Here is a 13,533-nt window from a genome sequence, read left to right as displayed (position 1 = left end):
CGCCGCGGGGAGTTTCTGGTGGACCGGGCCGGATGGGCGAGCGGGGTCTGGTGCGTGCGGTCGCAAGGCGGAGGACGGGGGTTCCTCCGGGCCGCCAGGGCCCGGGGGGCGAGTCCACGCGGTGGGGGTACGCCCCCTGGGCTCCGCCTCGGAGGTGCCCCCACCCGCGCCGCCGGGCGCAGGGGGCCTTCGGCGACCGACGACAACGCCGGGGGTCCCTCCCGCGCCCGAAGGGCTACGGGGGAAAGTGTGCGTGCCGGGCGTCGCGTGCCGGTCGGGACTTTCCGGACAGGCCCTGGCCCGCCGGACGCCAGCCGCGGGCCTTGCCGCGAGGGACGATCACCATCGCCGCCCCCACCAGCAGCACCAGGAACAGGGCGCCACCGCCGATGAACAGGGCCCGGTTCTTCGGGCCTTCGGCGGCGGACGGCGGGACCGCCGCCGGTTCGGGAGCGGGTTCGGCCGGTGCCCGCTGCCCGGAGAGCAGCGACGTCAGGGCCGCGTAGACGTCGAGCCGGGGCGTGTGGTCGGGATAGGCGGCCTCGGTGAGCCTGCGGGCGGTCGCGGCCGCGCCCAGCCGGGGATGGTACGAGCGCAGCAGCGCCGCCGCCCCGGCGACATGCGCGGCGGCCAGCGACGAACCGGAGCCGATGAAGTGGCCCGGGCCCCGCGCCCCGATACCGACCACGGCGCCGCCGGGGGCGGAGAGATCGGCCGCGAGCGCGCCGGGCGCGTCCTTCGGGCGGCCGCCGTCGGGCCCGTGGTCGACCACCGACAGCACCCCCGGCAGCCGGGCGGGCCAGTAGGCGCGGGCCCGGGTGTCGGGGCGCCCGTCGGCGCCCTTCGGTGCCACGTCCGGGGCGGCGGGTGCCACGACGAGCGCGTCGCGCCCGGCCGCGTAGGACACCGCCTCGGTCAGCCCGGGGCTGCCGGAGCCGAGTACCTGGCCGACGTAGACGACCTTCGCGCCCTTGTCGACGGCCGTACGGATACCGTCGGCGATCAGCTCCCCGTCGGGGACGCCCCGGTCGTCGGTACCGCGTACGGCGAGGATCCGGGCCGCGGGCGCGACGCCGGTGACGGTGCCCTTCCCGGTGGGCGCGGCGGCGATCAGGCCGGCGGCGAAGCTGCCGTGCCCGACGCAGTCCTCACCGGCCCCGCCGACGGCGGTGACCCGGCCGGCCAGCGCCGGTACCCGCCCGCCGTCCGCCCCGACACCGGTGTCCACGACGGCTACCGTGACACCGGCACCCCGGGTGAGCTGCCAGGAGCGGGAGAGCTGGAGCGCCCGATGGGTCCAGGGGCTCATCGTCGCGGTCTTCGGAGACGCCGTCGCACAGGGGTCGCCGTCGGCGGTCCGCAGCCGCAGCGGGGGCAGACTGACCGGCTCTTCGCCGTCGGCGCGGGCGGGCGGCGCCAGCAGCAGGACGGGTATCGCGACGGCCGCCGCGAGACTGATCACACGACGGCAACGGGCAGACGGCATGCGGCACATGCTAGGCGACCCGGAGCCGGGACGACGGACGGGACGTACGGCTCCGGGCAGGCGCCGGACCCGGTCGGCACACAGGAGGGGCAAGCGTGTCACGGCAAGTACTGACGGTTGGTCAGAAGCAGTCGGACGAGTTCCGGACCGTCGAGGAGGCACTGGCCGCGGCCCGTACGGGAGCCGTCGTCCGGGTCGGCCCCGGCCGGTACCCGGAGAATCTGACCGTACGCACCCGGGTCACGATCGTCGGCGACGGCGAACCCGGCTCGGTCGAGATCTGCCCCCGCCGGGGCACCGCGGTCACCCTGGTCGCGGACGCCGTACTCCTCACCGACCTGGTCCTGCGCGGCGGCGCCGACGACGTCGCCGTGGTCGACGCGCCACGCGGCCAAGTCGCCCTGGACCGCTGTACGGTGATCGGCTCCGGCTGGACGGCGCTGCTCGCCCGGCAGACCGGCTCACTGGCGATCCGCGGCTGCCGGATCACCAACCGCGAGGGCGCCGGGATCGTCGACACCTCCACCACCCCGGGCGTCGTCGAGGACTGCGTCCTGGAGAACCTCGGCTCCTCCGCCGTCGTACTCGGCGAATCCGCCCGCTCCACCATCCGCGACTGCCGGATCCGCGACGCCCGCGGCAACGGCGTACTCGCCAACGGCGAGTCCCAGGGCTCCGTCGAATCCTGCGACATCAGCGGAACCGACAAACCGGCCCTCGCGCTGGAGGGCGACAGCACCACCAGGGTCACCCGGACCACCGTCCGGGACTGCGCGGTCGGCATCCATCTGAGCAGCGCGTCCCGCCCGGTCCTGGAGGACGTCACCGTCTCCGGCACCACCGGCCCGGGAATCGCGCTCTCCGACGGCGCCGACCCCCTGCTGCGCCGGTGCTCCACCAGCCGCACCAAAGGCCAGGGACTGCTGGTCACCGACCGGTCCCGGGGCACCTTCGAGGACTGCGCCTTCGACTCGGCCGCCGGGGCGGCGATCCGGGTCACCGGATCCAGCTCACCGGCCTTCCTGCGGACCACGGTCCGGGACTGCGCCGATCCGGAGGCCGCGGTCCAGCTCACCGAGGACTCCACCGCCGAGTTCGACCGGCTGGAGATCACCGACCCGAAGGGCAGCGGCATCTCCCTCCGCGCCCTGGCCAAGCCGCTGCTGCGCCGCGTCCTGGTCGGCGGGGCGGGACGGCACGGCGTGGAGGCCGGGGACGACGGCCGCGGACGGCTGGAGTTCTGCGTCGTGGAACGGGCCGCGCAGGCCGGGGTACGGGTCGCCGGCGGGGCCCGGGTCCGGTTCGACGACTGCGCCTTCCGGCAGTGCGGCGACGCGGCCGTCTCGGTGGGCCGGGAGGGCTCGGCGACCGTACGGGACACCGAGATCGAGGCCCCCGGCTCCTCCGGGCTGCTGGTCGAGGACGGCGGGGAGGCGGAACTGACCCGGGTCAGGATCACCGGCGCCGGAGCCCACGGCGTCCTCCTCACCGCGGGCGCCCGCGCCGAACTGCGCTTCTGCGAGATCTCCGGCAGCGTCGGCGACGGCATACGGATCGACACGGCGGAACCCGTGACGCTCCACGACTGCGCGGTACGCGACAACCGGGGCGCGGGCCTCACCCGGACCAGGGCCGGGGACCGGCTCGACGTACACGAACTGACCAGCTCGGAGAACGGCTCCCCGGACGCCTTGGAGGCCGACACGGCCCTCACCGGCAGCCCCGGCACCCAGGGCGGCCGCCCCGACGACGGCCCGCGCGACCCGCTGGACGAACTGGAGGCGCTGATCGGCCTCGACGGCGTCAAGCACCAGGTCCGCACCCTGGTCAACCTCAACCAGCTGGCCCAGCGCCGGAAACGGCTCGGCATGCCCGTACCGTCGATGAGCCGCCATCTCGTCTTCGCCGGCCCGCCCGGTACCGGCAAGACCACCGTGGCCCGGCTCTACGGCTCGATCCTCGCCGAACTCGGCGTACTGCCGCAGGGCCATCTGGTCGAGGTCTCCCGGGCCGACCTGGTCGCCCAGGTGATCGGCGGCACGGCGATCAAGACCACGGAGGCGTTCAGGAAGGCCATCGGCGGAGTCCTCTTCATCGACGAGGCGTACACCCTCACCACCGGCGGCTCGGCCAACGACTTCGGCCGGGAAGCCGTCGACACCCTGCTGAAGCTGATGGAGGACCACCGCGAGGACGTCGCCGTCATCGCCGCCGGATACTCCGCCGAGATGGACGACTTCCTCTCCTCCAACCCCGGCCTGGCCTCCCGCTTCACCCGCACCATCGAATTCGGCAACTACTCCGTCGACGAGCTCGTCACCATCACCGAGAGCATGTGCCGCGCCAACCAGTACGAACTCGGCCCCGGCACCACCCAGGCCCTGGCCGCCCACTACGACACCATGGAACGCGGCGCCGCCTTCGGCAACGGCCGCGCCGCCCGCCGGGTCTTCGAAGAGATGGTCGACCGCCAGGCGTTCCGCCTGGCCACCATGGACGAACCCGCCGAACGGGATCTCACCCTGCTGCTCCCCGAGGACGTCGCCGAATCCGCCGCGGCCCCCGCGACGGAGGCCGAGGACCGGGCCGCGATGCTGGCCAGGCTCGACGCCATGGTCGGACTGCACGCCGTCAAACGCGAGGTCACCGACCTGGTCAGCCTGCTCACCACGGCCCGGCAACGCGAGGCGGCGGGCCTGCCCGTCCCCCGGATCAGCCGCCACCTGGTCTTCTCCGGCGCCCCCGGCACCGGCAAGACCACCGTGGCCCGGCTCTACGCGAGCCTGCTGGCCTCCCTCGGCGTCCTCTCCCGCGGCCAACTCGTCGAGGTCGCCCGCGCCGACCTGGTCGGCCGCTACGTCGGCCACACCGCCCAGCTCACCAAAGAGGTCTTCCAGAGCGCCATCGGCGGAGTCCTCTTCATCGACGAGGCATACACCCTCACCCCCGAGGGCTCGGCCAACGACTTCGGCCGGGAAGCCGTCGACACCCTGCTGAAACTGATGGAGGACCACCGCGACGAGATCGTGGTGATCGTCGCCGGCTACACCGCCGAAATGCACGGCTTCCTCTCCTCCAACCCGGGCCTGGCCTCCCGCTTCTCCCGGACGGTCGAATTCGAGGACTACACCACCGACGAACTCCTCACGATCATGTCCCACCAGGCCGAGGAAACCGGCTACACCTGCCCGCCCCCCACCCTGGAGGCGTTGCGGACCCGCGTCGACGGCGTCCCCCGCGACCGCACCTTCGGCAACGCGCGCCTGGCCCGCCAACTCCTCGAAACCATGGTCACCCACCAGGCCCGCCGCCTCACCAAGGTCACCCACCCGACGATCGACGACCTCCGCACACTGCTGCCGGAGGACCTGCCGACGGGGGGATAGTCAGGGGGTCGCCGGACCGGCCGGACCGAGCCGGACCCACCGGCGCCCGGCTCCCCTCAAAAGGGGGATGGGCGTCCGGTGCCACGGCTGGAACCGTGATCAGCGCCCGACCGGATCAGCCGCGGAGGGCCGCCGCACCCACGGCTCCGTATCGGTCCGGTGCGTCCGGCCTCCGGAAGGAGAGCCCTGATGACGACCACTGCCACCGTTCAGGCCCCACCACGGAACACCTGCGACGCGGGTGCGACCGGGCTCCGGCTCGGGGCCCTCTTCGGGCCCGTGATCTTCGGAGTGACGGCCGCGGGGGTCGCGCTGCCCGATGTCGCGGCCGGCATGGACGTCCGCCCCGCCGTCGCGGGCTGGGTGCTGACGGCCCACGCCCTGGCGCTCGGTATCGGTACCGCGTTCTTCGGGCGGCTCTCGGCGAAACGGGGCGTACGCGACACCCTCCTGGCCGGATCGGCACTCCTCGCGGCCGGTGCCGTCATCTGCCTCACCGCCCCCACCCTCGGCACCCTCGTCGCGGGCCGCTTCGTCCAGGCGGCGGGCTCCGGAGCCATCACGTCCGCCGCCCTCACTCTCGCCTCCGCCGCGCCCGTCGAGCGACGCGCGAGGATCCTCGGGATATTCGGGGCGTCCATGGCCCTCTTCTCCTCCACCGCCACCCTCATGGGAGGAATGGCGACCGAGTGGGCGCACTGGCGGATCACCCTCGTACTACCGGCTCTCTCCCTGCTGGCCGTGCCCTTCTGCCTGAGGCTCGCCGCGGCCCGGCCGGGGTTCGGCACCCCCGTCGACCCGCGCGGCGGGCTGCTGCTTGGCACCGCCGCCGCCACCCTGCTCCTGCTCATCCAGGCACCCTCACTCGACCTCACGACCGGGCCCGTCGTCGCCCTGGCGGCGCTCCTGCTCCTGTCGGTGGTCGGCCTCGCGGCCCATACCGGCCGGCGCCCCGACGGATTCTTCCCGCGCCCACTGGCCACCGACCGCGCCTTCCTGACCGCTGCCCTGATCGGACTGGGCGGCTATGCCGGGCTGTTCGCCGCGATGTACGCGATCCCGCAGATCCTCACCGTGAAGTACGGCTGGGGCGTCTTCGCCGTCGGGGCCTGGCTGCTGCCGGGAGCGGTGGTCGGCGCGGTGGCCGCCCGGATCGCGGGCCGGCTCACCACCGGCAGGGGCGGCGGCCTCCTGCTCGCCGGAACCGCCGTCACCTCGGCCGTCTGCCTCGGGATCGTGGGCCTCGTCGACGGCGGTGTCCTCGTCATGCTGATCGGCACCTCCATGGGCATGGCGACGTTCGCGGCCACCCAGGTACTCACCACCGCCGTACTCGCCGACCGGCTCGAACCCGCCCGGCGCGGCGCCGCCATGGGCATCCTCAATCTGCTCTTCTTCGTCGGCGGCGGCATCGGCTCCGCCACCACCGGAACCCTCTCCGAACATCTGGAATTGACCGGTGCGCTGGCCGTCGTCGCCCTGTTCCCCCTGCTCGCGGGGGTGACCGCCCTCCAGCTCCCGCCCGTCCGCTCCGGGCGGAAATCGTGACCCGGCACCGACGGCGCCCCGTACCACCCGGGGTGTCGCCTACCGTGAAGTCGGCCGCTGTACGTTCCCCCATCCACAGGCGACCCGGAACGGAGTGCCGCAGCATGCCCCCTGTGACCGGACGCGAAGAACTCATCGCCCGCGCGATCCGGGCCGACGGCCCGGACGCGATGTTCGGCATCCTCGCCGCACAACTGCGCCGGGCCGTCCCGTACGACGTCGGCGTCTGGCGCGCCACTGACCCCGAGACCGGGATGATCACCTCACCGGTCCTCGCCGAGAACACCGAGGACCAGAGCTGTACCGCCTACTGGCGGCATGAACTGTTCACGGAGCGGATCAACCTGTTCAGCGATCTCGCCCGGGCACCGGTACCGGTGGCGAGCCTCTGGGACAGCACCGGAGGCCGACCCGGCCGAAGCGCCCTCTACCGGGACTTCCTGGTACCGCGCGGACTCCACGACGAACTCCGGGCCGTCCTCCGGGTGGACGGCCGCCCGCACGGCTACATCAGCCTGTTCCGCGAGAAGGGCCGAGCCGCCTTCACCGCCGCAGAACGGCGGTTCCTCCAGGACCTCGGCACACCGATCGCCCGCCGACTCAGATCGTACGCCAAAACCCGCCCCGCCCCCGCCGAAGGCGGCCCGACCGGCACCGGGCTCCTCCTCTTCGACGCGGGCGGCGCCCTGGTCTCCGCGAATGACGAAGCCCGCCGCTACCTGGAGGAACTCCCCGAAGGACCCACCTCGGTCACCGCCCTCGGCGTCCGCGTGCCCCTCTGGGTCCACGGCACCGCGATGCGCGCCAGAGCGATCGCGGAACGGCACGGCGGCGACACCGCCCGGATCAGAATGCGCGGCCGGACCGGCCGCTGGCTGGTCTGCCACGGCTCCTGCCTGCGCGGCGCCGACGGCGAACCCGGCTTCTCCGCGGTCGTCATCGAACGGGCCCCGGCCTCCGAGATCACCCCGTTGATCGTCCAGGCGTACGAACTGTCGGACCGGGAACTCCAGGTCACCCGGTGCGTGGCCCGCGGCCTCCCCACCAACGCCATCGCCGCCGAACTCCATCTCTCCCCCCACACGGTCCGCGACCACATCAAATCGATCTTCGAGAAGCTGGCCGTCTCCAGCCGCGGCGAACTGGTCGGCCGGCTCTTCACGGATTACGACGAGCGGATCCCGAGCCCACCTCCTGCGAAGGCTCCGGGAGCGGCGAGACCGTCCGCACACAGAGCCCGCGCGGGGAGACCGGTGCTGGAATAGCCGGATGACCGCCATGCCGCCCCCTTCCGGGCCGCCTGCCCCGTACGACACGGATCTGATCGTCATCGGCGGCGGCCCCGCGGGCTGCGCCGCCGCGCGGATGGCCGCGAGTGTCGGTATGCGTTCGGTGGTGATCGAGCCGGACAGGTTGTGCCGGAATCTCTTTCGAATCCCGGCACTGAACAATGTCCTCGGCGGCCATACCAGCGGGCCGGAGCTGGCCGACGCGATGACAGCGGAGCTGAACGCCACGGAACTGTGCCGACTCGCACTCGGCCGCCGCGCCGTCGAACTCCGCGCCACCCAGGACCGGGTGACCGTCACCCTGGACGACGGCGCGGGGCTGGCGGCCCCGTACGCCGTCGTCGCCACCGGGGTGGCTCCACTGCGGCCGGACGACGTCCCCTGGCTCACGGCTGCCGCCGGTCCGGCCCCGTCCCCGCTGTGGCGGGCGAAGCCGGGTGAGGTGGGGGGTCGTACGCTGCTCGTCCTCGGCGGCGACCGCCCGGTGGGCACCTTCCTCCGCGCCCATCCGGCCCTGGACGTACGGCTGCTGGTGGCGTACCCGGAGCCGGACGCGTACAAGATCGAGGAGGTACGGGGCGACCCGCGCGTCGTGCCGCTGCCCGTACAGCAGGTGACACTGCGTCACGGTCAAGGAGGGGCGGTCGCGGCGGAGGTGACGGACGGGAGCGGTGCCAGGCGCGACCTGGTGGCGGACGCCGCGTACCTCTCCCTCGGCAGCACCCCGACGGCTCCGCCCGGCGACCTGGTCCGCGGCCCGGACGGCTACTGCCCGCCGACCGCCCAGCATCCGCGCGTCGTGGTGGCCGGGGATCTGCGTTCGGCCCGCTACCAGCGGATCATGACGGCCCTCGGCTCCGGGGCGGAGGCCGCCCTGCGCGCGTACTACGCGGCCCGGGAACTGCCCGCCGAATGGTGAGCGCGCCGGGACCGGCCGACCGCGCGGGTCCGGGTGTTGCGGCCGGACGAACTGCTCTGCCATCGGTGAACACCACACCGATCGGGCGCGGTGGTCATTACCGTCCAGTCGTATGACGACGATCACCACTCGTACGGTCGAGTACTCGGCCGACAACCTGACGATGACCGGACACCTCGCGCTCCCGGCCGGTACCGAGCGCCGACCCGCGGTCCTGATCGGACCCGAGGGGACAGGACTCGGCGATGTCGAACGCCGCCGGGCCGACGCCCTGGCCGAGCTGGGATATGTGGCACTGGCCTTCGACCTCCACGGCGGACGCTACTTGGCGGACCCGGAGGAAATGCTGGCCCGCTGTATGCCGCTGCTCGCCGACCCCGACCGGATGCGGGAAATCGGCCGCGCCGCACTCGACGTACTGCGCGCAGAACCCCGGGCCGACCCCGACCGGACCGCCGCCATCGGCTACGGCACCGGGGGCGCGATCGCCCTGGAACTCGGTCGCGACGGCGTAGATCTCCGCGCGATCGGAACGGTCAACGGACTGATCACGGGCCGACCGGGCGAGGCGGCCCGCATCCGCTGCCCGGTCTGGGCCGGGGTCGGTTCGGAAGACCCGATCATGCCGCCCGCCCAACGGGAGGCGTTCACCACGGAGATGGAGGCAGCGGGCGTCGACTGGCGCCTCGTGGTCTACGGAGGAGCCCTCCACGCCTTCCACCACCCGACGGTCGACCACACCGTGCTCCCCGGCGTCGGCCACCACCCACGCCACGCACAGCGCGCCTGGCACGACATCGTCGCCCTGCTCGCCGAGTGCGTACCCGTCACGGATTGATCCGACCGGCTCCTGATACGCCCCCGGTTCGGGCACGTCCGGGTGTCCGGCGGGCGCCTCGTGCGCCGCCGTACCCCCGTGCCCGAACGCCGGGCCGCCCTGTGGGTCGAACCGCCCGAGCCGACGACCAGCAGGGCCGTCTCGCCGACGGCTACCAGGCGCTGCGCATCGCCGAGAGCCGCGCGGCGCAGGACATCCGCCGCCCCGCCGTACGGGAACTGGTGGCCGACATGGCGGCCCGCGACCGCGCCCGCTGCCGCCGGCCGACGCCATCGCGGTCGCCCCGGCCACGTTCAACACGATCAACAAGTGGGCCGCCGGGATCTCCGAAGAGGTCGGGGAGTCGCTGTCCGCCCGGTGACGACGGCTCTCGTCGGAGCCCGGTAGAGCATGTCGTCAGACGTGGGTGGGCAGAGGTAGCGCATGGACATCGGGAACGCCGCGTTGGTCGTGATCGATACGCAGAACGGCTTCGTAGACCGTCACAGCCGTCATGCTGTGCGGTCTCGAATCTGGTCGCGCGGTGGACCGGCGCCGGGCGTCCTGTCGTCTTCACTCGCTACTTCAACTATCCGGACAGCCCCTACGAGCGCTTCTTCCAATGGCGGCGTCTCCGCGCGTCCCCGGAGACCGACCTCGTGCCCGAACTGGTCGAGGCCGGTGCTCGTGCCCACGCCGTGGTCGACAAGGCCGGGTACACGCTGTTCACGTCCGAAGCCGCGGAACTGATCCGCCGGGTGGGCTGGACCGATCTGGTCTTCTGCGGGATCGCGACCGAGAGCTGTGTTCTGAAGTCCGCCGTGGACGCTTTCGAGTACGGCTACGCGCCGTGGATCGTCACGGACGCGTCCGCGAGTGACGCGGGACCGGACGTCCACGCCGCGGGACTTGTCGTCGCCCGTCGCTTGATCGGATCCGGGCAACTCGTCTCCGCGGCAGCCGTGGTACATCAGATCACCGCGTACGAGGGGGCCGTGGGGCTGGAGTAGGCGCGTGGTCGATGTGTGCCGTCGCACTCGGACGCATCCGCGCGTCGTCGTGGCGGGCGATCTGCGTTCGGCCGGCCGGCGGCGGATCATGCCGTCCCTCGGCTCCGGGTCGGAGAGTGCCCTGGGCGCGCACTACGCGGCCCGGGGTGAGTGCCTCGGGTCCATCCGGCATCCCTGAACAGTAAAAACGCCCTCCCGGACGGGAGGGCGGAGTCTTAAAAGGATGCGCGCCCCCGGCAGGACTCGAACCTGCGGCCAAGCGCTTAGAAGACTTTCGATCTGTCGCCGCTTGTGTGGCTGTGACCTGCGGGTTCATTTGTGACTGATGCATCGTCACCTGGCCTGGGGGACACATGGGGGAACAGCGGGTCTTCAGGAATCGGGGGACAACTGGTCCCTGGCCCGGGTGAAGAAGGTCTCCCATGCCATCCGTGCGGCCACTCGCGCGTCTCGTGGAAACAAATCCGCACCTGCCCGGTGTTGTCGACCAGTGAGTCGATCAGGGGAGGTGTCGGGGCTGAAGCTGTTCAACACGGCGGGCGGCTTGACAGAGGTGGTGCCGCGTCTCGCTGAGATCGAGGCGGATGTGCAGAGCCTCGTCGAGGCGCACATGGAGACGATGCTGGGCGTCAGGTTCCTGGCGAGCGAGTACAACACCGGGCCGGTCCACGGCGGGCGGATCGACTCGCTGGGGCTGGACGAGAACGGCGCGCCCGTGATCGTGGAGTACAAGCGGGCGACGGACGCGGGGGTCATCCACCAGGGCTTGTACTACCTGGCGTGGCTGATGGATCACAAGGCGGAGTTCCAGCGCCTGGTGCGCGACCGCCTCGGTGCCGATGCCGCGAGTCGGATCTTGTGGAGCAGCCCGCGGCTGATCTGCGTGGCCGGCGATTTCACCCGGTACGACGTCCACGCCGTGCGGGAGCACCGGCGCAGCATCGACCTGGTCCGCTACCGGCTCTACGGCGATGACCACATCGGCCTGGAGACCGTCGCGTCCGTGGCCGGGCACGCCGCGGTGCCCCGTCGGCGGCGGCGGACCGTCCGGCGGTCGGCAGCCGCACCGGTGGGTGCGCTGCGGGAGCTGGCCGGGGCGGTGGACGAGGTCCTGCTCGGCCTGGGAGCCGATGTGGTCACGGTGCACCGCAAGCAGTACCGCGCCTACCAGCGGCTGCGGAATTTCGCCTGCGTCTGCCTGCCGCAGCAGACCAAGGTCCTCGCCTATCTCAAGGTCCGCCCACAGGGGGTCGACCTCGTTCCCGGGTTCACCCGGGATGTGACGGGGCTCGGGCATCACGGTACGGGGGACCTGGAGGTCCAGCTCCGGTCCGAGCGGGATCTGGAGCGGGCCGGCGACTTGTTCCGCCTCGCCTACACCGGGTCGTAGCCGAGGGTCGGCCGGGCGTGGGGCGGTCGGCGGTGTGCGGCTTTGGCTGTGGCTGGTGATCGTGCCGGTGGCCTTTCGACGGTGCGGACGGTGGGTGGCGGTGGAGTAATCAATGGTCCAGGGGATGCCCGGTTTGGTGAACCGGGCATCCCCTGCTAAACGCTTGGCGCGCGTCAGCGGCCTCGTGACGGGCCGGACGGCCGGAGTGCGGAGGGGAAGGCGGTGACCGGAGGGTGGTGGGGGCGGAGCTGCGGCGCGGGCAGGTCTGCGCCGTGGGCGAGTTCGTGGGTGAGGTCCTGCAGAAGGGCTGGCGGGGTGTGCCGGGACAGGCTGACGGTCCAGTCGGGCCGGTCGGGGTGGGGGCCGCTCCAGAGCGTCCAGCCGCCGGGCCGGGCGAGCGGGTCGACCGTCACTCCGGCCGGGTTGGGGCCCGGGGCGGTGACAGTGATCCGGTGACCGTCGACCGTGTGGGCCCATCCGGCGTCGGCGAGAGGACGGATCGCCTCGGCGATGGAGGTCTCGGTCAGCGGCTCGGGGATATCGGTCCAGGCGTTGTCGGAGGCTAGACCGGCGAGGAAGGTGCTGATGATCGGGATGGGGGTGCCGACGGTGGCGGTGGCGTGCCACAGGCGCTGCCCGACCGGCGAGTCGTACGCGGCGACACTCCAGGCGATGTCGGTATGGTCCCGGGCCTCATGGTCGAGTTCGACGCGCAGGCACAGGTTCTCGTGGACGGCGTGGGTGGTGGCGTCGGACCACGTCCGGTAGCGCTCCCAGTCCCTCTGGGCGTCAAGGAAGGAGGTCAGGAGCGCCTCGTGCTCGCCGGGGCCGGGGACCTTGGCGAGGGTGGGGGCCGGTGTCTCGGTCGTGGTCGTCGCGCCGGGGAGGGTGCTGGCGGACAGGGGGATGGTGAGGGCTTCGGCGGCGGCGCGTTCGGTTTCGGTGGCGGGGGCCGGTCCGGGGCGTACGGCGACGGTGTGGAGGCGGTGGAAGTCGGCGACGGCTTCGGTCTCGGTGTCGTAGACGCCGGTGATCTGCCGGAGATGGTCCTCGCCGTGGAAATGGAGGTGGCGGCCGTCCTCGTGGGTGCCGACCGCGACGATGGTGTACCCGTCGTGGGCGTGCAGGCGGATGGTGAGACGGCCGGAGACGATGTCGTCGTGGATCACCTGGGCTGCGGCTCCTACCTCCCGGATCTCGTCGCGGGTCAGCCAGGGCATCGGATAGCCGCCCCAGGTCCACTCGGTGTCGATCTCCTCCTGCAGGGCGGGGTCGACCGTGGTCCGGTGGCCGCGGCGAGCGAGGGCGCCGACGGCCCGGGCGGTGTAATGGGGCTCCTCCCGGTCGATCCGGGCCAGCACCATCACCCCCGGCTCGGTATCCCGGAAGCCGTGGGACAGGAGGACTTCTCGGACTTCGGCGGGCGGCGCACCCGTGAAAGCGGCGGTGACGGCCGAGCGGTGAACGGGATGGAGCGCCAGGCGGACATGGACGGGGGAGTCGGGGTGGGGCATCGGTTCCTTTCGTAGGGGAGAACAGCCAGTCGGTACGGCCCGACCGCAGTGGTGCCCGGGCCGGCCGTTCTCGGACTGCCGGAGGCCGGACCGGTACGTTCCAGCGCCGAGAATCGAACGTGTGCACGACATTGGGTATGGTTTCAGTCATGGCTGAATCCCTTGCTGACCCCC

9 protein-coding genes and 2 pseudogenes are annotated in these 13,533 nt (G+C 72.4%); 9 read left to right on the top strand and 2 right to left on the bottom strand.

Translation table 11 applies throughout. From position 1 onward, the window contains the following. Positions 1-235 precede the first annotated feature (235 nt). The gene (locus ABZ714_RS11470) at positions 236-1,459 is read right to left on the bottom strand and encodes a S8 family serine peptidase (RefSeq protein ID WP_358825045.1); all 1,224 of its coding nucleotides are present in this window, start codon (positions 1,457-1,459) and stop codon (positions 236-238) included. Between the two features lie 122 nt (positions 1,460-1,581). Between ABZ714_RS11470 and ABZ714_RS11465 the strand changes: the two genes are divergently transcribed. The 9 genes and pseudogenes from ABZ714_RS11465 to ABZ714_RS11425 all read left to right on the top strand — a co-directional run bounded on the left by ABZ714_RS11465 (position 1,582) and on the right by ABZ714_RS11425 (position 11,845). Further along, entirely contained in the window at positions 1,582-4,872 is a 3,291-nt protein-coding gene (locus ABZ714_RS11465) for a right-handed parallel beta-helix repeat-containing protein (RefSeq protein ID WP_358824962.1), read from the top strand. A gap of 189 nt (positions 4,873-5,061) precedes the next feature. Beyond that, positions 5,062-6,420 (top strand): MFS transporter, encoded by a 1,359-nt coding sequence (locus ABZ714_RS11460; protein WP_358824961.1) that lies wholly within the window; start codon positions 5,062-5,064, stop codon positions 6,418-6,420. Between the two features lie 113 nt (positions 6,421-6,533). Further along, positions 6,534-7,685 carry a LuxR C-terminal-related transcriptional regulator gene (locus tag ABZ714_RS11455; protein WP_358824960.1) on the top strand — a complete coding sequence of 384 codons (1,152 nt, stop codon included), beginning with the start codon at positions 6,534-6,536 and terminating at the stop codon, positions 7,683-7,685. Positions 7,686-7,689: 4 nt separating this feature from the next. Continuing rightward, on the top strand, positions 7,690-8,628 hold the full coding sequence (locus ABZ714_RS11450; RefSeq protein WP_358824959.1) for an FAD-dependent oxidoreductase: 939 nt from the start codon (positions 7,690-7,692) through the stop codon (positions 8,626-8,628). 112 nt (positions 8,629-8,740) lie between these two features. Further along, positions 8,741-9,466 carry a dienelactone hydrolase family protein gene (locus ABZ714_RS11445; RefSeq protein ID WP_358824958.1) on the top strand — a complete coding sequence of 242 codons (726 nt, stop codon included), beginning with the start codon at positions 8,741-8,743 and terminating at the stop codon, positions 9,464-9,466. Between the two features lie 57 nt (positions 9,467-9,523). Further along, positions 9,524-9,714, top strand: a pseudogene (locus ABZ714_RS11440) (transcriptional regulator); the annotation flags it as partial. Continuing rightward, positions 9,711-9,803 (top strand): annotated as a pseudogene (locus tag ABZ714_RS11435) (flavoprotein); the annotation flags it as partial. The pseudogenes ABZ714_RS11440 and ABZ714_RS11435, both read left to right, overlap by 4 nt. A gap of 175 nt (positions 9,804-9,978) precedes the next feature. Further along, on the top strand, positions 9,979-10,455 hold the full coding sequence (locus ABZ714_RS11430) for an isochorismatase family cysteine hydrolase (protein WP_358825044.1): 477 nt from the start codon (positions 9,979-9,981) through the stop codon (positions 10,453-10,455). A gap of 508 nt (positions 10,456-10,963) precedes the next feature. Next, a complete protein-coding gene (locus tag ABZ714_RS11425; RefSeq protein ID WP_358825043.1) occupies positions 10,964-11,845 on the top strand; it encodes a DUF5655 domain-containing protein in 882 nt (293 codons plus the stop codon). A 173-nt stretch (positions 11,846-12,018) separates the two neighbouring features. On the opposite strand, the gene ABZ714_RS11420 is transcribed toward ABZ714_RS11425, so the two are convergent. Further along, positions 12,019-13,359, bottom strand: a complete 1,341-nt coding sequence (locus tag ABZ714_RS11420) for a DUF317 domain-containing protein (RefSeq protein ID WP_358824957.1) — start codon at positions 13,357-13,359, stop codon at positions 12,019-12,021. Between the last annotated feature and the right edge of the window lie 174 nt (positions 13,360-13,533).

It is taken from the genome of Streptomyces sp. NPDC006798 (assembly GCF_040635975.1).
Lineage (GTDB): Bacteria > Actinomycetota > Actinomycetes > Streptomycetales > Streptomycetaceae > Streptomyces.
The sequence above is the reverse complement of the archived record's forward strand: the minus strand, read 5'-3'. Positions and strand labels throughout refer to the sequence as shown.